The sequence below is a fragment of the Gammaproteobacteria bacterium genome (genome assembly GCA_016705365.1).
GTDB lineage: Bacteria > Pseudomonadota > Gammaproteobacteria > Pseudomonadales > UBA5518 > UBA5518.
In genome coordinates this window covers 1,928,936-1,948,604 of sequence record JADIYI010000008.1, presented here as the reverse complement: position 1 = coordinate 1,948,604, position 19,669 = coordinate 1,928,936, and the positions used below count along the sequence as shown (strand labels likewise).

Sequence of the window (19,669 nt, the reverse complement as noted above, 5' to 3'; positions counted from 1 at the left end):
ATACGATCGCAGCATGAAAATTTCCCTCGGCCCATTGCTTTATTACTGGCCACGAGAAACCATCCTCGAATTCTACGAGTCGATGGCCGCTACCCCGGTGGATCTGGTGTATCTCGGCGAAGTGGTGTGTTCACGCCGCCACGAGTTGAAGCTGGCCGATTGGCTGGGCATCGCCGCGCGTCTGCGGGAAGCCGGAAAATCGGTGGTGCTGTCGACCCAGGTCTTGCTGGAGTCCGGCGCCGAAGTGAGCACCATGCACCGCATCGTCGAGAACGGCGCATTCGAGGTGGAGGCCAACGACATGGGCGCCGTCAGGTGCCTGGCGGGCAAGCTGGCGTTCGTGGCCGGTCCGCACCTCAATATCTACAACCAGCCGACGCTGCAATGGATCGCCTCGCTCGGCGCCAGCCGCTGGGTGATGCCGCTGGAAATGAATCGTGACGACCTGGCGCTGATGCAGCAGGACAGGCCACCCGGCCTGCAGACTGAAGTTTTTGCCTGTGGCCGGATGCCGCTCGCGTTTTCGGCGCGCTGTTTCACTGCGCGCCATCACAACCTGCCCAAGGACGATTGCCGCTTCCGCTGTATTTCGAACCCGGACGGTTTGCTGCTCAAAACACGTGAGGACGAGGAATTCCTGGTGCTCAACGGCACCCAAACCCAGTCCGCGCGGGTCTACAGCCTGGTGGACGCGCTGGGCAATATGCAGGACCTGGGGGTTGACGTGGTCCGTCTGAGCCCGCAATCGAGCAACATGGCGCAAATCATTGGCGTGTTCGACGCGGCACGATCGCAGGCGCTGGCGCCGCACGAGGCCGTTGCGAGTTTGCAACCCCTGCTGGCCGGCGACACCTGCAATGGCTACTGGCACGGCCGTCCCGGACTGGATCAGGTGGAGCTTGCCGCCGTGCGCGGCCCGGCCGCAAGGAGCATCCCGTGAACCCATCGCCACATTTCCTGCTGCCGGCCCCGGTGGGCGATTTGCTGTCGCGACTGCCCGAGTACCCCGGCTCCCTGATACTGGCGAGCGCGCTCAACCGCCTGCTGGCGCCACTGCTGCCCGCCGATGTGCGCGCGTTGCTGAACGGAAAGAACCTGCGCATCCAGGTACGCGATGCACGTTTGGTCTTTGATTTCAGCTACACGGGCGAACGTTTCGTGGCCCAGACAAGACAGCCGCGCACCGATCTGATCATCAGCGCCAGTGCCCAGGATTTCCTGCGTCTGGCGCGGCGCCAGGAAGATCCGGACACGCTGTTCTTCAGCCGGCGCCTGTCGATGGAGGGCGACACCGAGCTGGGACTGGTGGTGAAAAACACGCTCGACGCGCTGGATCTGCCGGTGTTCGACTGGGAACAGTGGAAGCCTGCCCGCGTGCTTGCACGACTTGGCCCCGCAAACACTGGCACCGCGCATCGTCACGAACCGGGAGACCCCGGATAAGCAAAATCGCGCGGCTTCAGGATCCGCCGCGAAGCCGCTCGGCAGCGAACGCCAGGAGGCATTTCGACATTTCCGCCTTTTTACCAGCAGGAGTCATCATGACCAGTATCCGCGATTTCATGAGTGACGATCACCGTCGCTGCGACGATATCTTCGCCGCCATCGAGCACGCGCTCGGCAACGCGCAACCGGCCGAGGCCCGCGCCGCCTTCGCCCGCTTTCGCAGCGCCATGCTGGCGCACTTCGACAGCGAGGAGAGCACCCTCTTCCCCGCCTTCGAGGCGCGCACCGGCATGAGCATGGGGCCTACCCAGGTCATGCGCATGGAACACGTGCAGATGCGCTCGCTGCTCGACGATGCCGGCGAGGCGCTCGAGGCGGGCAATACGGATGACTATTTCGGCATCGCGGAAACACTGCTGATCATGATGCAGCAGCACAACACCAAGGAAGAAAACATGCTCTACCCGATGTGCGACCAGCACCTTGGGGGCGACGGCGCGCCAGTGCTCGCGCAACTCAGGTCGGAACTCGCCGTGCCATGAGCGATCGGCGCACGCAGCACGTCGTGGATGCGCGCTTCATGGCGCCGCCCGAGCCCTTCGAGGCGGCGACGGCGATGCTCGACACGCTGCAGCCGGGCGACACGATGCTGTTGCGGCTCTATCGCGAGCCGCACCCGTTGTACAAGGCGCTGCTCCGCCAGGGTCACAGTTACCGGACCGAACTGCTGCCCGACGGCACTTTCGATATCCTGATCACCCGCGGGACCGCCACGCAGCCGCCGGCATGAAGGCATTGCTGTCCTTCGACAAGGCACCGCCGTTCGCGGCACCGCTGCGTTTCTTTCTGACCGCACCGCTGTTCGGAGTGATGGCCGGCATGCTGCTCGCGATCGACTCGGGTGCGGCGCTCGGTTCGCGCTGGACACCATCGGCACTTGCCCTGACTCACCTGCTGACCGTCGGGTTCATGCTGCAGATCATGTTCGGGGCGCTGATCCAGATCCTGCCCGTGGTGGCCGGCGCCAGCCTGGCGCGGCCGCTGCTGGTGGCGCGGGTGGTACACGGTGGCCTGACGCCAGGGGCCCTGCTGCTGGTCGCGGGTCTGCGCTTCGGTCAATTACGGCTGCTCGAATGGGGTAGTTTGCTGCTCGCGGCAACGGTGCTGGTATTCCTGGTCGCGGCCGCGCTGGCGTTGTGGCGCGTGCCCTCCACCAGCCCGAGCATCCGCGGCTTGAAACTGGCGCTGGGAGCGCTCCCGGTCGTGGTTGGGCTGGGGCTGCTGCTGGCGTTCACGCTCGCCCGTGGTTGGCCGCTTCCCGTGCGCGAACTGGCCGATCTGCACGCCGGCTGGGGCCTTGGAGGCTGGGCCGGTGTGTTGCTGGCGGCCGTGGCCTTCGTCGTGGTGCCGATGTTCCAGCTCACGCCGGGATATCCGGCGCGCCCCGGCTGGCTGTTCCCGCTGGCGATCATGCTGACCTTGCTGGTGTGGAGCGCCGCGTTGCTGTTCGATCTGCCGGCGCTGGTTCGCATGGCGCAACTCGCCCTCGCCGCCTCCGGCATCGCCTTTGCGCTGCTGACCCTGCAGCTGCAATCCAGACGGCGACGGGCGCGTGCGGATACGACCTTTCGCTACTGGCAGCTTGGCCTGATGGCAAGCGCGCTCGCCCTGCTGATGCCGTGGCTCGCGGTGGCATTTCCTGTCCTCGCCGCGCGGGCGGCGTGGGCACCGTCATTCGGCATTCTGCTGATTGTCGGCGGATTCCTCTCCTTCATCACCGGCATGCTGTACAAGATCGTGCCGTTCCTGGCCTGGCTCCATTTACAGCAACGGGCACAGACCAAGGTGCCACCGATGAACAGCTTTCTTGCCGAAACCGCCATGCATCGGCAATGGCAGGCCCATCTGGCCGCGCTGGTATTGCTGCTGGGCACGCCGCTGTTGCCGTGGCTGGCGGTCCCCGCAGGGCTGGCGAGCGCGCTGGCAAGCGCCTGGCTGGGATGGAACCTGTTGCAGGTCGTACGTCGTTATCGCCGTCTGGTGGCGACTATCCCGCGCTGACTTTGGTTCAATGAAGGATCTCGAATACCGCCGGATCGTCGGCGTGCTCGAGCAGCAATGCGCGCACGCGAGACTGCCACAGCGCACGAAAGCGGTTGGCCTCCTCGGGCGATGCGCTACCGTCAAGACAGCGGGGCATCAGTTGCGAGGTGTGCGGATCACCCGGCACGCGATCGAGGCGCGCCGAGGCATCGACGGACTCGCCGCTGTCCAGACGGGTCAGGCGCATCTGCGCGGGAATGTCGGCGCCGAAGAACAGCAAGCCGCGACGATCGAAGTGCCCACCGATGCCCTTGAAGCCGGTGTCTTCGGTGGCACCGGTCAGCAGGGTCAGCACGCTGGCAAATACTCCGTTCACGCCCTCGAGCCGTGCGCCGCGCAACTCGACGCGTATCGAGCCACGCTGCGCCAGCGCCTGCGGATACAACGCCGCCAGCGCCGCGCGGGTCAGCAGGAAGGCCGATGCCACGGTCGGGCAGGAATGCCCGGCCAGCTTGACCACATCGGCATAGACGTACTCGAACACGCCGTCCTGCGCGGCACCGAGGAAATCGGCCAGCGGGTCGAACACGCGCAGACGCGGACTGGCTGCGAAGAATTCCGGCAAATGCATTTGCATACCCACCTCAGGTCCTGTTGCGCACATCGCGAGTCAGCACCACCTGCCGCGCACACCATCGAGCGCGGCAAACCGGCGAGTTCCCGATCCAATGCCGACGCAGGCCGTCTTGAACACCGATCGTCATCAAATTACCGAAACATGCATCGGCGGCCATTGATATCGATCAATCGCCAGGCGAGTCAAACAGCGCGATGATCGCGCGGGTGAACGGCGCAACCCGATACCGGGATAGGCGCCTCAGCGCATTTCGATCAGGCGTCCAATGATTGCGCGGGGCACAACAACTGTTCGGTGACGAACAGCTTTGCCTCGACCGTCAGATAATTCCTTTGCAACCACCAGCAGCCGCCCACCTGCAATGAATGGGAGCCACGCCGCTCCGTTGCGAGGCCTCCGCTTTCTTCTCCCGACGCAGCTGCGTCAATACGATCGGCGCGGCGCTTGCCCATGGCGCGCGGATCGTCAAAGATCGACTCGAGCGTGGCGGATTTCGGTTCCTGCTGGACCGGGAATTGAACAGACTGCTTGCGCATACTCATCGCCATGTGATGTCTCCGCTCGAATTGGTTCGTGAATCATGGTTGCTCGGCATCGCAGGCCCGGAACCGGCTGTGAGAGCTCCGCATCAGCATCGCCACAGCCTTGTAAGCAAGCGATATGCCAGCAATAAATATTAATGATAATCAACAGGTTGTAGCAATATAGGCAGTGAAGCTATCCCAATCTGTAAGATTTTCCGGCGCCCCGGACCGGACAAAGAGTCAATGCATGTCATGACCTGTTCTTGCGAGCGCGATGCCGCAGAGCAGCGCCTCATTGATCGCTGGAGGCCGGCGGCCGGCACACCAGGATCGTTGCCAGATATATTGCCGGTGTATTTTTTGGATGCGTGGAATTCCTGCGCTGGCATTGGTTATCATGGCCAACGATCCATTGCCACGGACCGGATTCGATCATGCATGTTGGCACCGTTGTCGAGATCTGGCGCTACCCCGTCAAGAGCATGGGCGGCGAGCGACTCGATGCCGCCCTTGTTGGCCGCAGCGGCCTCACCGGCGATCGCCACTGGGCGGTGATCGATACCCCGACGGCAGAAATCCGCAGCGCCAAGCGGTGGCCGGAATTGCTGCGCTACAGCGCCAGCTTCAGCGGCAGCGGCGTTCCCGGTGCCGATGACTACGACACGCAGGTGCAGGCGGTGACGATCACGGCCCCCGACGGCCAGTCGTTGAGCAGCGAAGCGTCCGGGCGCGATCGGCAACTCGGTGCCTGGCTTGGGCGCAGCGTGACGCTTTGCCGACGCCGCCCCGCCAGCGAGCGCGACCACTACCGCCTGGCGCGGGTCCGTACCGAGGAATCCATCGCCGCCGAAATAAGCCTGCTCGAGGGCGAGGCACTCCCGGACTACAGCGACATGTCGCTGGAAGTCATGAGCACCCTGGCCGATTGCGTCACCCCACCGGGCGTCTATGTCGATGCTTTTCCGTTGCACCTGCTCAGCCGCAACGCTTTGGACTGGCTGGCGCAGTGCAGCGGGCTCGATACCGATGCGCGACGTTTTCGCCCCAATTTGCTGGTCGAGGTGGACGGCGCCGGCGCCCGTGCGGCGGAGAACGATTGGGTTGGCGCGCGCCTCGGCATCGGCGAGGCCATTCTGCGCGTGGATTCGCGTACCGTGCGCTGCTCCATGCCGGGTCGTACCCAACCCCTGTCCGGTCTCGAGGAGCAGCCCGGCCTGGTACGCGCCATGGTGGATCACAGCCAGCGCCGTCTTGGCCTCAACATCGTCGTTGAGCGACCAGGCCAGGTCCGTGCCGGCGATCCGATCATCCGTCTCGACTGAAGCACAGGAGTCATCATGCCAGCGATCGAACACATCAACCCGCCAGGGCTTTTGCAACTCGATGCCTTTAGCCAGGTCGTGGTGGTCAGCGGCGGACGCACCGCCTACATCGCCGGGCAGGGCGCCTTTGACCAGAACATGAAGCTGATTGGACCCAATGATCTACATGCCCAGACCGTGCAGGCATTCCGCAATCTGCGCACCGCTCTTGCCGCATTGGGCGTCGGGCCGGAGCGGGTGGTTTCCAGCACCATGTACGTGGTGGATCTGGATGATGCCAAGGCCGGAATTCTTGTTGCGGCGATGAACGTGGCTCTCGATGGCGCGGCATTTCCGCCCAACGCATCCACCCTCGTGGGCGTCACGCGTCTCGGCATGAGCGGCATGCTGGTGGAAGTTTCGGCGGTGGCACTCCTCGACTAGCGATGTGCCCGCGCGCCGGCATTTCCGCTGCGTGCGCGTGCTGCCACCTGCGCGTGCCCGGGATTCCACTGCCGTGGTGATCGGCCTGTGACGCGGTGAAACCCGGCACCGCGCCGCCGCCGGAGTGATCCGGGCAGCTGCCCGGACCGGTCAATTGGTCATTTTTGCGCAAATTCAGGGAGCATTTTTTGCGCGAGTGCTGCACTCTTTGATCCAGGTCGGACTGCGGGTCGCGGCCGGATGGTAGAATTTTCGGCAACACAGGGGGGAACCTGCCCGTGTTGTGTGCAATGACAGGTAACAGGAGATACGCATGAGTGCAACAATTCCCGCGGTTCTGCTGGTTGACAGGGAAGGGATGATTGCCTCGCAGAATCTCGCGGCACAGGTTCTTGTTGGCCGGGCGAAGGGTCGGATGTGTTGGCAAACTGTCGGCACTCTTGCCACTTGCCCCCACCTGCCCTGCGCTGTTGATTGCGTGCAGAGACTGCTGGGCAGGGGTCTGGAAGGCGTGCAGCCCACCTATGTCACGATTGCCGGCCAACGCCATGAAATGACCTGTGTTCCTGCGGACAATCACGTCGTCTGCACCCTGCGTCATGCAACGGGAAAGACGCCGGACGGCTGGGAGGCTCTGACCCGGCGCGAACGCGAGGTGCTGGGTCATCTGGCTTGCGGTGACACCACCACATCCATTGCCAACAGTCTGGGCGTCAGCGAAGCTACCGTGCGCACGCACGTCGAGAAGATGCGCCTCAAGCTCGGTGTTGCCACCCGGGCCGCCTTGGTCGCCAAGGGTTTTCAACTGGGTTACCTGGACTGAAGCCCATATCTGGTTGCGCCGCCGACCCCTGCCGCAGTGTATCAAGGACGGCACGGTAACCGGGCAAATGATACGCAACGAAATGTTGCTGGATCCTGTTCGCAAGGACGCTCCCGGTGTACTGAGCAAGGTACCGCCCCTGGCTGCGATCCATCCAGTTTGCCATCCACGGGCTATCACCATGAGCTTCCCGAAGATCCCGGGCGACTCGTGGCGCCACTGGTGTTGGCAATCCCGGTCGCCCTGTTCTTGATTGCGGGCGCAACGCGGCGACACGATCGCGATCGAGAACCGGTGCGCGTACGAGGAGACCTGCCACGTCCATGGTGCACCCAAGGTCCATACACCGCAGGTTGATCGAGTGGTACAGCCGGAGTGTTTCTTGAAAAGACTGTTGCGAGAGGTCATGGAGGATTATTGCCGTGGCACCCGCTCCCGCGAAGACTGGGTGCGCGTGGGTTCCCCGCGGGTACGCAAGACGGCGCATGTCTACCGTATCCGCTCATCCGCGTTTCCCACCGACGCCGCGGTCAAGATTTTTCTGTGCAAGGAGAAGGGGCACCAGCACGCACGGCGCTTGCACCGTGCTCTTGAACGTTATTCCCCCTCCGACACGATCATGCAACACGTGGCAGCGCCCTATGCGCTTGTCGAGAATCGGCGCGCGGTCATCATGGAATGGATCGATGCTCCGCCCCTGCAACGTGCGATCCACGGGTTTCCCGGCGAGCGGATAGGGCGCCACGAAGCTGTCAAAAAAAGTGCCGAATGGCTGCGGTGGTTCCATTTGCGCGATGGCATCGCGAACAGCCCTTTCGACGCCAACGCGGCACTGCACAGGATTGACGCGCTGTTCGCGAGGATCCCGGCGGAGAGAAGGTGCGCGACTTTCGAGGCTTCCTCCGCTCTGCTGTACCGTCGAGCGGATATCGTGCACGGGCAAGCCGTCATGCACGGTAGCGTGCACGGCGACTTCACGCCCTACAACATCATGGTTTCGCGCGCCACGGCGGTGGGTATCGATTACCTGGCCAACAAGCAGGTCGCCGTCGTTGGCGACGTGAACCGGATGCTGATGTACCTCTTTGCGCACCGATACTTTCCGGTGAGCAGGCGCATGCTGGGTCCGCAGGGCTGCACCCGGGAGGATTGGACGGCCTTCACGCAGGGATACGGAACCGGGATTCTGCCTGCCGGCGAACAGACCTTTCTTTATTTCCAGTTCCTGGAAGTCATGCGCCGATGGGGTTCCTTGTTGGCGGAAACCGAGCCTCCGAGCATCCTGTTCAGGTACATCGAAACGAACCGCGTGCGCACAATGGCGCAACATATTGCGCATTTGCTGTCCTGATCGCAGCCAGGCAGCGCGGGAGCGCGATCAACTCGGCGAGGGTTCCGCCACGAAGATCTCCACGCGCCGGTTGCGCGCCCGCCCTTCCCGGGTGTCGTTGCCTGCGATGGGCTCATGGGAACCACGGCCGTCGATGCTGATACGGCTCGATGCCACGCCGCGCGCCGCAAGATAATCGCGGGTACTCGACGCCCGGTTGAACGACAGGGGATCGTTGATGGCGTCGCTGCCGGTGCTGTCGGTGTGCCCGACGATCGTGATCCGGGTCACGGGATTCTCTCCGAGACTGGTCGCAAACCGGTCGAGGATCATTTGAAAGTCAGGCCTGATATCGTAGCGGTTGCTGTCGAAGGAAATATCGTTCGGGATTTCGAGCTTGAGGCGATTGTCCTCGGTTTGCGATACCCGCACCCCGGTGCCCGCGGTCGCGGCCTCCATGTCCTGCTTCTGGCGCTGCATCTTCTTCGACCAGACGTTACCGGCGATCGCGCCACCGACGGCACCGATGGCCGCGCCCCGGGCAGCGCTCTCACGCGAGCCGCCGACCATGGCGCCGATCACCGCGCCCGCCCCGGCGCCGATACCTGCGCCCTTGGCCGTATCCTGTTGGGTCTGGTCCATGTTCGTGCAACCACCAAGCGGCAGCAGCGCCGCGACAACCAGGGCAAACCACGGATTCTTCATCAAACATTTCCTCTTTGCAGATAGCAATACACACGCGACAGGAATCGCGCAATTTTGTCTGCCCTGTCGACCACGATCCGCGCCGTTAGTTGCAATCAAGCAAACAAATACACAGAACCGCCGACACTGTCCAGGTCTCGATGTTCAGCGCGCTGTTGCAATGGTTGCGCGCGGCGACCAACACCTGCAGCGCTGGTGCGCAGCGGGCCGAGCTGCGGCTTCAAAGCGCCAGGCCACGCTCGACGACGTTTTCCAGGCGCTGCTCGATGCGCCGACAGTGTGCCGCGTCCGGTGCCCGCCAGCTGCCCGGTATGCAGTACACGGTCTCGAGCCAGCCGAGGAACTGGTGCCGCAGCCCGGTATCCGGCTGCCAGTCAACGAGCGCGTCGATGGCTGTCACGAGTTCGTCTTCGTTGCCGGCGCGGAGCACGAGCTCATCGATCGCATAGAACGCGCTGCCGATCACGATCACGCGTCGCTCGCGCAGCAATGCTTCCAGGCCGACCGTCGAGTTCACCGTGATCACCGCCTCGGCGCCATCGATCAGCTCCTGCGTGGAATTGCCGTTCGCAAACAGGAACCGTGGACCAAGTGTCGTGCGTTGATCATCGTAGCGAAACGTGCAGGACGGATGCTCCTTCACCACGATCGACAGCTCCGCATCGCCGACGCGCTCGATGACGGTCCGCAACACCTGCAGCAGCTGGTACATGTCGCGGATCCACGGCGAGTTGAACACGATCTGCGTGTCGCGGTTCATCTGCAGCGGCACGAACAGGTAGCGCCGCGGCAGGGTGAGCGGTTGCGCGCTGCATCCGCGCACGGGTTTTCGTGCCACCAGCGAGGTCCGCGTGAGCGGTGGCATGGGCGCGAGCGCGCGGTAGAAAGCGGCGGCGCGCGGCACCGCATTGTGGTAGTTGATTCCGCGCGGATCGAAGGTCGTGGTGTCGGGAAGCAACCCGTTTTCGCAATAGAACACCGGGATCGCGAATTCCCGCGCGGCACGGATCGCGGCCTGGAAAAACCAGTGTCCGCCGTTCCAGACCGCAATCGCATCGGGCCGTTGGCGCAGGAACGCGCGGTGAAAGCGGGCGCAGGCAAGAGCAGCGAATACCGAATGCATGACCCTGCGCAGTGCGCGCAGCGGGCGTAGCCGGTTGTGGCGTCCGAACGTGAGGCGGTCGATGTGGGTCGCGGCGAGATTGGCAATATCGGCCTGCCACAGCCACGCGAGATCGGCCAAGGTGATGGCGGGCAGATCCTCTTTCGAGAACGGCACCATCTCGAGGCTGCTTTGCGTGGCCAGGGCGCGGAAATAACTGGCGTGATGACTGAAGCGCCAGATCAACAACACGCGCACGGATACGGTCCCTGTCACGGCCTGAGCCGCCGATTGCTCAATGACTACGGGCCAAGAACGGCATCCATTGGCCATACGCTACGACAGTTTCAGTGGCAGCGACGCCCAACCATTGGCAGGGTAAACAGCGCGGCGCGGGGTGTCGGCCAGCTCGATTTTCCCGCAATGCCCGAGTAATTCTTCCACCGCGACGCGAAGTTCGAGGCGGGCAAGCGGCGCGCCCGGGCAAATGTGGATACCGGCGCCGAACAGCAGATTGGGGCGCGAATCCCGCTCGACACGGACTTCGTCTGGACTCTCGAAGACGGTATCGTCGCGATTCGCCGCGACCCAGAACACTGTCACTCGCTCACCGGCCGAGATATGGCGGCCACCGAGAACGACATCACGGGTGGCGCGCCGCCGATTGCTCACCAGCGGGCCACAGGCTCTCAGGATCTCCTCTATGGCCGCCGGTATGAGGACAGGCTCGGCTCGCAAACGTGCCTGCAATACCGGCCCGGCCGCGAGTTGCCCGGCTATGATGCCAATTCCCGAGGCGAGGCTGCCGAGTTCGCCAACCGTCCAGTTGCGCAGGATGCTCGCGATATCGTCATCCGCGAGTTGAACACCGTTGACGGTTGTCTTCAACAGGCCGCCAATGACGTCGTCCGCCGCATCGTTGCCCACGCGGCGGCGCGCATCGAGTACCGCTCCGACCTGCATGCGGAACTCCGAAGCAATCTCGGCCAATCGCTCACTGTCACCACGGTGGCGCGCCTCCCGGCTGCGTTGCGCCCAGTCACGAATCGAGGCCGCACCCTGCCTCGGCCAGCCGAGAAACGCGCACTGGGAGTGCAACGAATAAGGCGTCGCAAAGCTGGCGATCAGCTCAACGGGTTCGGTCGCCGGAATGTCCGCCAGCAAGGCACGTGCGGTGGCACGACAGACCGGTTCGAACAGGCGCAGGCGATCCGCATCGAAATACGGCTCGATGGCCTCGCGATAGGCGGTATGCTCGGGTGGATCCATGCCGTTCGGCACGGAGCGGTAGGAGGACGCAACATTACTGAAGGTTTCGTGATCCAGGAGAATCCTCATGACGTCGGCATGGCGGAATACCGACCAACCGAGATCATTGCTGTAGGCAACCGGACAACGACGCCGCATCGTGTCGTAGGCATCACACTGGTTGCTCTGGACATCGTCCGCTGCGGGGTCCCAGTCCGGCTCGGGTTGTTTCTTCATCATGATTCACCTGCTGAGCATGGAGGAAAAGCCTCGCTGTAGACGCCGCGCGAGACCGAAAAAGACCGTCAACCAGGCGATCAGGGCCACTGTCAGGATCACGGGTGGCAGAAAGCCGAGGAAGTCGAAACCCATCACGACGATCAGGCGCCCCGTGCAGGCGGCGTACATGCCAAGCGGGAACACGGCACCCCAGTAAAGCGGATCGTACTCAATCGGGAATCGCTTATAAACATGTCGCCAGACACCGAGAATCAGCAGCATGGGAATCCACCAGGTACCCGTTGCCCAGTAAAATACGGTGAAACCCTTCAGAAATGGCAGCAGGGACTGCAAATACGGGGCTGCGGGTGCGTTGCTGATCAGTTGCGCGCCCGCAAGGGTGGAGATGGCCATCGCGCCCATGTTGATCCAGTATGGCGGCGACAGATCGCCCGGCAGGAATTTGAAGAATGTATAACGGTAGAAAATCAGCGACATCATCCAGATGTAAAGCATGCCTCCCCACAACCACATCGACAGCGCAAAGAAATTGAACTCCAATCGGTGCGGCTGGCCCTCATGTACGGCGAGCAATGCACTGAGCACGGCAAGAGACTGCGTGGCGACCACGGCGAGCAGCCAGGCGCCACTGATTCCCTCGTCCAGGGTCGGCTTGTTCTCCTTGACGGTAAAGGCCGCGAAAATCGTGTAGGTCAACCCGATCCAGAGAATCAGCGTGATCAGCCACAGCACCTTGCCGACACCGATGGCTCCTGCAACGATCACGAACTGGCTGCCGAGGATACCGGTTGCGGCTACCGTTGTCAGAAAGCCGGGTCCGCGCTGATGATCGATCATGTCACCGAAAAAGCGTGCCGGAAATCGCACCATGCGCAGAAGCGTAAGAAGCCACAGCCATGCGTAGCACGCAATATTCAGGCAAAACAATGCGCCGGCGATACGTGTCAATCCGGACATGTGTGCCGCGAGAGAAACGATGCCAGTCGCCATGACCATGCCGAAGTAAGCGGGTGACAGTTCCCGAATATTGATCAGCACGGCTTTTGTCGGCCCGTCGTCGCGACGAATCACTTTGCTGGTGGTGCGCCCGTTTGTCATTGTGGAATGGTGGTGCTGTTTGTCGTCAGCGGCGCCCGCATCCTGCACAGTCCAACCCTGTTTATCTGCCGCGACGCCCCCAGGCAGACGGGAAGTTGCAGTGCGCAATACCGGCGAAGAAATCCTGTCATGCCGCAGGATTCAACCGGCTTCATGGGACGACCAGCAGGTCTATCTCGTCACGAAAATGCGTGATTTGATCCAGGTCGCGAAACTGCCCTGCCAGTCGGTCTATCTGCTGTGGTGACAGCAGATCGTGACAGAACTGCCGGAACTTCCCGGTCACCGAGTCCCAGTTAGCGCGCGTCGCGTCTGACCAGGGGTCACCAGCAACGTATTCGATGCTGCGCCGGTATTCGTTGCCTCGGGCTTTGACCAGGATCGATGCGGGAGTTTTGCGAAAGCGTCGTATCTTCTCTCCCAGCGCCGCGACGATCTCGCGCTGGCCCTGTTCATCCGGCGCCACCTTGAAACGGCTGGCGAGCGACCACACCTGCGGGTCTTTCAATGATTCTTCACTGTACCAGCCGGGTCCCGGTCTGCGGCCGAGCGCCGCGAGCGCCATGACATAGGGAATATTGAAGGCACCGCTCGATGGCGCGCAATGGTCGATGTCCAGAGACTTGGCGGGCTCACGAAAAAACAACAGCGCATAACCCATCGGGTTGATGAAGATGGTGCTTTCCTCGATGTCATCGGCCTTCAGTCCTTCCTCGGCCATCAAGCTGGTCAGCATATCGATGGGGCCGTGCGTGTAGCGGCAGGATGGATAGAACTTTATCGCGGTTTCCGTAATCCACCACTTCCTGCCGAGATCCTCCAGCAGCAGTTCATCGACACTGGCCAGGCATCCTTGGGCACGGATGAAGGCGGCGGCGTCCAGGCAGCTCTGTTCGGCGTTGTAACCCTGCCCGGCCAACATGGCGGACATAACGCCCGCAAAAGCGGTTCCCGAATAGTTCGCATATTTGAAACTGTGGTGCTTCCTGCGGGCGCTGGTCGTGTTAACTACCGGATTGGGTGCCGCGTAGGATACAAGCCCCAGGGCATTTCGCATCTGTTCCCGGTCAAGCCCGCGCAACACACCGGAAGTCACGGCGGTGCCCATGGCGGCAAAGCCCATGCCCTGCAATTCTGCCCACTGCAATTCGCCATCTTCGTTCTGACGGATGACCTCCGATGCCAGGTTGATGCGGGCATTGATATCGAAACCCAGCACGACGGCAAGAACCAGATCTTTTCCCGACGCATTGCTGCGCTCGGCTTCAGCCAGGGCCGTTGCCACGTTGAAAGCGGCGAAATGACTGCTGGTAAAGAACGTATCGTCAGCGTCGAGGCAGTTCATGATCTCTGCATTGGCCATGCTGGCAAGCGCTGCGGGGTAGCGCCGCCGGCTCCCGAACACCACCGATTCTTCCTTGCCTCCGAACTCATCCAATAGCCGATGCATCATGACCGTACGTGGCATTCTGCCGGCGGACAGACCGCAGATCAGCGTATCCAGAATGAGCAGTTTTGCATAATCGACAACATCGGAAGGAAGGTCTTCAAAGCGCGTGGAGGAAGCGAAGTCCGCGATTGTCTGCGTGATATTCTTGCTCATGTCGGGGAAATCCGTTGAGGGACAAGGAGTCGTTAAGCGGATCCTGCGTGATCCGCGTACTCGTCCTGTCCCGAATGATACAAATGGACGGACAGAGATTATAAAAGGCCTGGTTGCCGAAAGTCGCGCCGTTTCGTACTGCTCGAACGCACCGGCATCGATCACGGTGACCCTGCTCTTGCGAATCAACTGTGCCTCGGGGTCGGTGCGCAAGACACCATCCCCCGGCATGGCCGGGAAATTTCCCGTTCTGGCGAGATTCCGTGGATAAACACTCACGCAAGGTATAGTGGGCCCTGTCCTGCCTGGAGATTTCTGTTGAATCAGATTCTGACTGATGGTGCCAAACACCTGGCGTTGGTGGTAGCCGCGGGGTTGCGCATCGCTTGCCTGGTCGCCCTAAGCGTGAGCGGGACGGGTCATGCGGCGGAGAAGTGGCCGGTGAAGCAGTTCGAACTCGTCGAGACAATCCCCTGGCACGACGATGTGGTGGTTGGTGGGTCGGGCGCGGCAGCGATTGCCCGGGCGTTCGGGCTCAACCCGGAGACGCCCACCCCGACCAACGCGAAACTGAGCCCGGAGTTGAAGCGTGAGGTCGAACTTTACCTTGCCCGCATAGCGCAACAGTTCGAAGCCTGGGGTTTCCCGGCGCCGGATCTCAATCCTGTCGTCCAACTCGATGATGGCCGATTGGCATACCGGGTTTATTACGTCGACCTGGTTTCGGGACGTAGTCGGTACGAGAGCAACTCCTGGATTCTCGAGCCGCTTGCTCCCAGCGAAAACATCATTTTTTTCCACAACCGGAATCTTCTGCAGAGTGGACGTTTGAGCCAGTCCGGAAAATCCACTCTCGCGCATGAACTTTTTCACGCCGTACAGGGAGCCACGAAGCTGCGTCAGGACTATCCCGGAAAATTGGGCTCATGGATCGTGGAAGGACAGGCCAGCGCCGTGGGTTATGACACCGAGCGTTTGCTCGCGGGCGGCAACGGCAACTTGCCAAAGGACTCCGGCCGATCCTGGTGGGGATTGCGTGACTATTCCAGGGCGCTTCCGGTGCCACGTGGTTCTGGCGAGTCGGCTCCCGATATTGCCTATCAAACCAGTTCCTTCTGGCGCTATCTCGCGGAGCTCGATTACTCCCGGGGACACAGGGAGCTCGATGCGTTGCCTGGCCCCATGCCGGCACCATATGACTACCGTTACCTGAATTATTTCCTTGCTCAGACGGTGCCTGAAAAAACGCTGGCCGGCGAAGTCGCCTGGCTTGACGGGGCGCTGCGCAATTACCACCGGTTCCGCTTTCCGTTGAATCGGGTGTACGCGAACTTCATCGCGGCCTACGTGGAATATGGCCGGTATCGTGCCGAGACGCCGAATTTTCGTGGCAGCGATGCCGACGCGCTCCTGTGGGTTTACGAAAGCTTCCCCGATTGCCCCGCTGAAACGCTGACCCCCACGCAACGAAAAGTGAGCATGATTGTGGATCTGGCCCAGGCAGCGACCGCCTGTCGGGGTATCTATGCAGAAGGATTCGCGCCGGAGGTCAGCGCTGATGTGCAGCTTGCGGCGGATTCACAAGCCCTGCTAGAGCAGCTTGCGGTGGTGTTCGATGGTGGTCAACGGGTGGTTGTTCCTTCGTCCATCGGTGTAGACAATGCCGCAGGCAAGGCGCGCGCGCGCTGGAGTATCCGTCTTCGCGAAAAGCCGGCCGCCGTGTCCATTGGCGGCTTCTTGCCCAACAATATTTTTGTACTGAACATCGCGAGAATCGCCCGCGACACGAAACGTCAATCCGTGGAACTGACGGTTTCCATCGGCGGATCAGAGGTGTTGCAGAGCACGCCCGGTCCTGCAGAACCCGCTGCGGCTGAACAACCGTCCCGGGAAGACAAGCGAACCGGGAAGCCGGATGAAGCCGGCCCTGCCGGCGCCGCCAAGGCTGCCGATGGAAGGAGGCAGCGCGCCGCGGACAAGGTCACCAGCAACGGCCCGCTCGGGCAACGCATTGAACGCGAGAACGCCGAGCCCATGATGAAGATCCACTTGCGCTCGGTGCCCGACGAACTGGCGGTGCTGGGCGAGGTGAATGGCACAGGCGGTTTGATGGAACAGATCCTGGCGAGCGCCGGGGTAGTCGAGCGCGCGGGCCCGGCAGGCTTCGTTGGCGGTGTGACTCAGGCAATCGTCGATCGTACAGAGTCGGTCGAGTTGCGCATTCCGCGCATCGACTACGGTTTCACGGGAACTTTCAGGAACGCCGAAATCCTGCTGTCGCGGCCGGCCGCCTCAACCCTCGAAGCACGCGGACCGGTGGATGCGGATCCGGGGGCTTTCGTGGAATTCCTTCCCTCGGGCAGTATTACGATTGATGAGTACCGGCCCGAGTTTCTCAGCGGTACCTTTGTTGGCGATCTCATCGACCGCAGCGCGAATCCGGTTCACAGCCGGGACCGGGTCGTCACGGCGAAAATCGAACGCCGGGTTCAGGGGCGGTTCTGGATCTCGTCTCCGTGGCAGGGTGATGATCGTATCGAGCCCGTGCTCAGCAGCGGCCTGGAAGCGGACTTTCGCTCGGATATGCTGCAGCGCCTGCCCGCCGAACTGGCACCTGTAGCAGCAGGGGGAAGCTTTGGCGAATCGAGCGGGAACCAACCGGGGGAATCTCCTTCTTCCAGCGCGAATTCGGGTGGCTGCGACTGTTCCTGCGCGGCGAAGGCCCAGGTCACAGCCACCCTGGATGCCATCGACGATGACAAGGGGCCAAGCGGCGATGAATTGCAGGCAGTGGGCTGCATGATGAGCTGCATGCAAACTTACGCTTCATGTCCGGGAGACTGACATCCCGGTGCAGCTGAGAACGAAGCAGATTTGTCGAACTGGCGGGCCCGAATTCCACCCTTGCCTCCGCTCATCCAGTAGCCGATCCGCGGAAGCTCGTGGCTGCTGCTGTTGCCGTGCTGTCGGGCTCAGGTGTTGAACCGCGGCTTGCGCTTCTCGATGAACGCGCGCGTGGCTTCCTTGAAATCAGGCCCCTTCATGAGGCGCTCCTCGACCTCTGCTTCACGCCACAGCACCTTCTCGCTGTCCGTCTCGCACATGTTGTCCCACACCAGCTGTTTGGTAGCCAGGAGCGAGGAATTCGGATGCGCGGCAATCTCCTCGGCCAACGCAACGGCGGTATCCATGAGCTGATCGTGTGCGACCACCTCGGTGACAAGCCCAATGCGCTCGGCCTCGTGCGCATCGATGCGCCTGGCGGTCAGTTGCAGGCGCAGCGCATGCGCCAGCCCCACGGTCTGCACCAGAAGACGGCTGCTGCCCATGTCGGGCATGAGCCCGACGCGCACGTGGCGCTCCTCGAACTGCGCGCGCTCGGAGGCGATACGAATGTCGCAGGAGAGAATCACCGTAAGCCCCCCGCCGACGGCGAGCCCGTTGACTGCAACCACGACGGGCTTGGAACGGCGCATCATCTCCAGCCAGCGCAGTTGCGAGCGGTAGCTTGTCGGCTCGCCGTCATCGCCGGGTTCAGGATCCTGCCAATCCTGGACATCGAGTCCGGCGCAGAAGGCACGGCCTTCACCCGTAAGGATGATGACACCGATGGCCGGGTCTTCGTTCAGGCGTTCAATGGCATCGTAGAACTCCTCCAGAAGGGGCATGCTCAGCGCGTTCAGGCGCTCGGGGCGGTTGAATTTGACGATGCCTATGCGGCCCCGCCGCTCGGTGAGAATGTATTGGTAATTCATGCGGTATTGGTACCTGCCCAGCTCTTTGGAGCAAGAATCACGGGGCTTGTTGTCGCCGTCGGAAGACGGCGGCTTGCTGTTGTTGCAGCTGTTCCTGGCCAATCTGGCTTCGAGCTCCTGAACGCGGACGGACAGAGAGTGAACTTGCCTGAAGAGCGCAGCGATCAGTGCGCCGCTTTCCGCTGCACGCAACCTGCCCGGAGCGGACTCCATCGTCGGTCACAATCATTGACCCGATCCCCATAAAACGCAAATCGGGCCGGGCAGTTACATTCGCTTAGCAAATACCCGCCAAATCGGCGGGTCATGCCGCCATAATGGCGGTGGTTGCAGTCTGGCTGCCTTGAATGATGAGGAAGCAGTGCCAGGGTCATCTATTATTCGTAGTGCGTCCACAAGCGCAGGACCTTGACGACGCGTTCGCTCTGCAACACCTGATATACAAGTCGGTGCAAAATGTTGATCCGCCGTGAATACGCGCGAGCAAGATCGCCTACCAATTTTTCAAATGGTGGCGGGTTCTGGAACGGATCGTTCTCGAGGATCTCGAGCAACTCCAGCGCCTTGGGCTTCAATCCTGACGAGGCGAGTTTCTGGGCATCCTTCTGCGCTTGCTTCGTGAAGACGACGCGCCAGGTCACCAGTCGATTGCCTTGGCGCAGTCATCAACCGATTCGTTCATGCCCTCCTTGATGGATTCGCGCATTCCCGGGACGGACAGCAGGTGAAGGGTTTCCTGAATGGCCGCCCAGTCTTCGGCAGATACCAGAACCGCATTGGCTCGCTTGCCGGCAATGACGATCGGCTGATGCGACTCGGCCGCCTCATCGATGAGCCGGTACAAGTTCGCCCGCGCATCACTGGCGGTAAGGGTTTGCATGGCTGAATCCTCGTATTGTGGCTTCAAAGCCAAGCGTACGTTATTACGTACGTTTCGGCAACGGGCGCCGAATCTGGCGCCGTTCGATCGAGTCTTGCTCAGACTGACGGATCTTTGTGTCACGCCGACACGCCTCAGCAAGGTCGCCGTGGTATTCAAACCCGAGACCCTGCTTCGTTTTCACGCAGCATTGGACATCTTCAGTCGCCCAGCTCCAACCGCAGCTGTATTCCTAGTGCGACACTTGCGCGAGAGAGCGTCGCCAGCGTGACACTTGTGTCATTTGCATCCAGCAACCGATTTACCACCATGCGACTGGTGTGCATACGGGCCGCCATTTCGGTCCTGGTGACGCTCTTGGTATTCATGGCTTCCGTCAACTGCCAGGCAATCACCCGATTTATCGCCGCCGCAGTGACCTCTTCCTGCAGCCCGTCTTCAGCCAACAGATCATCCAACTTGCCGCCGATATGCTTGTTCATCGAGCCCC

Annotated in this window: 21 protein-coding genes; 10 read left to right on the top strand and 11 right to left on the bottom strand. The window is 61.9% G+C overall.

Annotated features, from left to right (window positions below; translation table 11 throughout):
- Positions 1-13: 13 nt before the first annotated feature.
- The 5 genes from IPF49_16550 (at position 14) to IPF49_16530 (ending at position 3,507) form a co-directional block, all read left to right on the top strand.
- Positions 14-940 carry a U32 family peptidase gene (locus IPF49_16550; protein ID MBK6289210.1) on the top strand — a complete coding sequence of 309 codons (927 nt, stop codon included), beginning with the start codon at positions 14-16 and terminating at the stop codon, positions 938-940.
- Positions 937-1,443 carry an SCP2 sterol-binding domain-containing protein gene (locus IPF49_16545; protein MBK6289209.1) on the top strand — a complete coding sequence of 169 codons (507 nt, stop codon included), beginning with the start codon at positions 937-939 and terminating at the stop codon, positions 1,441-1,443. The genes IPF49_16550 and IPF49_16545 overlap by 4 nt, the downstream gene beginning before the upstream one ends.
- Positions 1,444-1,541: 98 nt before the next feature.
- Positions 1,542-1,988, top strand: a complete 447-nt coding sequence (locus tag IPF49_16540) for a hemerythrin domain-containing protein (GenBank protein MBK6289208.1) — start codon at positions 1,542-1,544, stop codon at positions 1,986-1,988.
- A complete protein-coding gene (locus IPF49_16535) occupies positions 1,985-2,236 on the top strand; it encodes a DUF2249 domain-containing protein (protein MBK6289207.1) in 252 nt (83 codons plus the stop codon). Before IPF49_16540 ends, IPF49_16535 begins: the two co-directional genes overlap by 4 nt.
- Positions 2,233-3,507, top strand: coding sequence for a hypothetical protein (locus tag IPF49_16530; GenBank protein MBK6289206.1), 1,275 nt, complete (start codon positions 2,233-2,235; stop codon positions 3,505-3,507). Before IPF49_16535 ends, IPF49_16530 begins: the two co-directional genes overlap by 4 nt.
- A 7-nt stretch (positions 3,508-3,514) precedes the next feature.
- On the opposite strand, the gene IPF49_16525 is transcribed toward IPF49_16530, so the two are convergent.
- Together IPF49_16525 and IPF49_16520 are read right to left on the bottom strand one after the other, a co-directional pair.
- Positions 3,515-4,120, bottom strand: a complete 606-nt coding sequence (locus IPF49_16525; protein ID MBK6289205.1) for a hypothetical protein — start codon at positions 4,118-4,120, stop codon at positions 3,515-3,517.
- Positions 4,121-4,380: 260 nt separating this feature from the next.
- Positions 4,381-4,674 (bottom strand): hypothetical protein, encoded by a 294-nt coding sequence (locus IPF49_16520; protein MBK6289204.1) that lies wholly within the window; start codon positions 4,672-4,674, stop codon positions 4,381-4,383.
- Between the two features lie 410 nt (positions 4,675-5,084).
- On the opposite strand from IPF49_16520, the gene IPF49_16515 reads away from it, so the two are divergent.
- The 4 genes from IPF49_16515 (at position 5,085) to IPF49_16500 (ending at position 8,569) form a co-directional block, all read left to right on the top strand.
- The gene (locus IPF49_16515) at positions 5,085-5,972 is read left to right on the top strand and encodes an MOSC N-terminal beta barrel domain-containing protein (GenBank protein ID MBK6289203.1); all 888 of its coding nucleotides are present in this window, start codon (positions 5,085-5,087) and stop codon (positions 5,970-5,972) included.
- Between the two features lie 15 nt (positions 5,973-5,987).
- The gene (locus IPF49_16510; GenBank protein ID MBK6289202.1) at positions 5,988-6,395 is read left to right on the top strand and encodes a RidA family protein; all 408 of its coding nucleotides are present in this window, start codon (positions 5,988-5,990) and stop codon (positions 6,393-6,395) included.
- Positions 6,396-6,708: 313 nt separating this feature from the next.
- On the top strand, positions 6,709-7,218 hold the full coding sequence (locus tag IPF49_16505; protein ID MBK6289201.1) for a response regulator transcription factor: 510 nt from the start codon (positions 6,709-6,711) through the stop codon (positions 7,216-7,218).
- A 382-nt stretch (positions 7,219-7,600) separates the two neighbouring features.
- A complete protein-coding gene (locus tag IPF49_16500; GenBank protein MBK6289200.1) occupies positions 7,601-8,569 on the top strand; it encodes a phosphotransferase in 969 nt (322 codons plus the stop codon).
- 27 nt (positions 8,570-8,596) lie between these two features.
- Here IPF49_16500 and IPF49_16495 read toward each other — a convergent pair whose 3' ends face one another.
- From IPF49_16495 to IPF49_16475, 5 genes are all read right to left on the bottom strand, one after another.
- Complete coding sequence (locus IPF49_16495) at positions 8,597-9,253, bottom strand: OmpA family protein (GenBank protein ID MBK6289199.1); 657 nt, start codon at positions 9,251-9,253, stop codon at positions 8,597-8,599.
- A gap of 220 nt (positions 9,254-9,473) precedes the next feature.
- On the bottom strand, positions 9,474-10,631 hold the full coding sequence (locus IPF49_16490) for a capsular biosynthesis protein (GenBank protein MBK6289198.1): 1,158 nt from the start codon (positions 10,629-10,631) through the stop codon (positions 9,474-9,476).
- Positions 10,632-10,691: 60 nt separating this feature from the next.
- Entirely contained in the window at positions 10,692-11,840 is a 1,149-nt protein-coding gene (locus IPF49_16485; protein MBK6289197.1) for a cytochrome P450, read from the bottom strand.
- Positions 11,841-11,846: 6 nt separating this feature from the next.
- The gene (locus IPF49_16480) at positions 11,847-12,941 is read right to left on the bottom strand and encodes a tellurite resistance/C4-dicarboxylate transporter family protein (GenBank protein MBK6289196.1); all 1,095 of its coding nucleotides are present in this window, start codon (positions 12,939-12,941) and stop codon (positions 11,847-11,849) included.
- Positions 12,942-13,092: 151 nt separating this feature from the next.
- Positions 13,093-14,544, bottom strand: a complete 1,452-nt coding sequence (locus tag IPF49_16475) for an MmgE/PrpD family protein (protein ID MBK6289195.1) — start codon at positions 14,542-14,544, stop codon at positions 13,093-13,095.
- Between the two features lie 318 nt (positions 14,545-14,862).
- Here IPF49_16475 and IPF49_16470 point away from each other — a divergent pair, with 318 nt between their 5' ends.
- Positions 14,863-17,388, top strand: coding sequence for a hypothetical protein (locus tag IPF49_16470; protein ID MBK6289194.1), 2,526 nt, complete (start codon positions 14,863-14,865; stop codon positions 17,386-17,388).
- Between the two features lie 128 nt (positions 17,389-17,516).
- Here IPF49_16470 and IPF49_16465 read toward each other — a convergent pair whose 3' ends face one another.
- The 4 genes from IPF49_16465 to IPF49_16450 all read right to left on the bottom strand — a co-directional run bounded on the left by IPF49_16465 (position 17,517) and on the right by IPF49_16450 (position 19,661).
- Positions 17,517-18,512, bottom strand: coding sequence for an enoyl-CoA hydratase/isomerase family protein (locus IPF49_16465; protein ID MBK6289193.1), 996 nt, complete (start codon positions 18,510-18,512; stop codon positions 17,517-17,519).
- 164 nt (positions 18,513-18,676) lie between these two features.
- Entirely contained in the window at positions 18,677-18,940 is a 264-nt protein-coding gene (locus IPF49_16460; protein ID MBK6289192.1) for a Txe/YoeB family addiction module toxin, read from the bottom strand.
- Positions 18,937-19,179, bottom strand: coding sequence for a type II toxin-antitoxin system Phd/YefM family antitoxin (locus IPF49_16455; GenBank protein MBK6289191.1), 243 nt, complete (start codon positions 19,177-19,179; stop codon positions 18,937-18,939). The genes IPF49_16460 and IPF49_16455 overlap by 4 nt, the downstream gene beginning before the upstream one ends.
- Positions 19,180-19,379: 200 nt before the next feature.
- Positions 19,380-19,661: an XRE family transcriptional regulator gene (locus tag IPF49_16450; GenBank protein ID MBK6289190.1), complete on the bottom strand. Its 282-nt coding sequence runs from the start codon at positions 19,659-19,661 to the stop codon at positions 19,380-19,382.
- Positions 19,662-19,669: the final 8 nt, after the last annotated feature.

Bases quoted from the DNA above. Each gene is read 5' to 3' on its own strand.
- IPF49_16550 (MBK6289210.1), top strand. From the start codon at position 14: ATGAAAATTTCCCTCGGCCCATTGCTTTATTACTGGCCACGAGAAACC.
- IPF49_16540 (MBK6289208.1), top strand. From the start codon at position 1,542: ATGACCAGTATCCGCGATTTCATGAGTGACGATCACCGTCGCTGCGAC.
- IPF49_16535 (MBK6289207.1), top strand. From the start codon at position 1,985: ATGAGCGATCGGCGCACGCAGCACGTCGTGGATGCGCGCTTCATGGCG.
- IPF49_16530 (MBK6289206.1), top strand. From the start codon at position 2,233: ATGAAGGCATTGCTGTCCTTCGACAAGGCACCGCCGTTCGCGGCACCG.
- IPF49_16525 (MBK6289205.1), bottom strand. From the start codon at position 4,120: ATGCATTTGCCGGAATTCTTCGCAGCCAGTCCGCGTCTGCGCGTGTTC.
- IPF49_16520 (MBK6289204.1), bottom strand. From the start codon at position 4,674: ATGGCGATGAGTATGCGCAAGCAGTCTGTTCAATTCCCGGTCCAGCAG.
- IPF49_16515 (MBK6289203.1), top strand. From the start codon at position 5,085: ATGCATGTTGGCACCGTTGTCGAGATCTGGCGCTACCCCGTCAAGAGC.
- IPF49_16510 (MBK6289202.1), top strand. From the start codon at position 5,988: ATGCCAGCGATCGAACACATCAACCCGCCAGGGCTTTTGCAACTCGAT.
- IPF49_16505 (MBK6289201.1), top strand. From the start codon at position 6,709: ATGAGTGCAACAATTCCCGCGGTTCTGCTGGTTGACAGGGAAGGGATG.
- IPF49_16495 (MBK6289199.1), bottom strand. From the start codon at position 9,253: ATGAAGAATCCGTGGTTTGCCCTGGTTGTCGCGGCGCTGCTGCCGCTT.
- IPF49_16485 (MBK6289197.1), bottom strand. From the start codon at position 11,840: ATGAAGAAACAACCCGAGCCGGACTGGGACCCCGCAGCGGACGATGTC.
- IPF49_16480 (MBK6289196.1), bottom strand. From the start codon at position 12,941: ATGACAAACGGGCGCACCACCAGCAAAGTGATTCGTCGCGACGACGGG.
- IPF49_16475 (MBK6289195.1), bottom strand. From the start codon at position 14,544: ATGAGCAAGAATATCACGCAGACAATCGCGGACTTCGCTTCCTCCACG.
- IPF49_16465 (MBK6289193.1), bottom strand. From the start codon at position 18,512: ATGGAGTCCGCTCCGGGCAGGTTGCGTGCAGCGGAAAGCGGCGCACTG.
- IPF49_16455 (MBK6289191.1), bottom strand. From the start codon at position 19,179: ATGCAAACCCTTACCGCCAGTGATGCGCGGGCGAACTTGTACCGGCTC.
- IPF49_16450 (MBK6289190.1), bottom strand. From the start codon at position 19,661: ATGAACAAGCATATCGGCGGCAAGTTGGATGATCTGTTGGCTGAAGAC.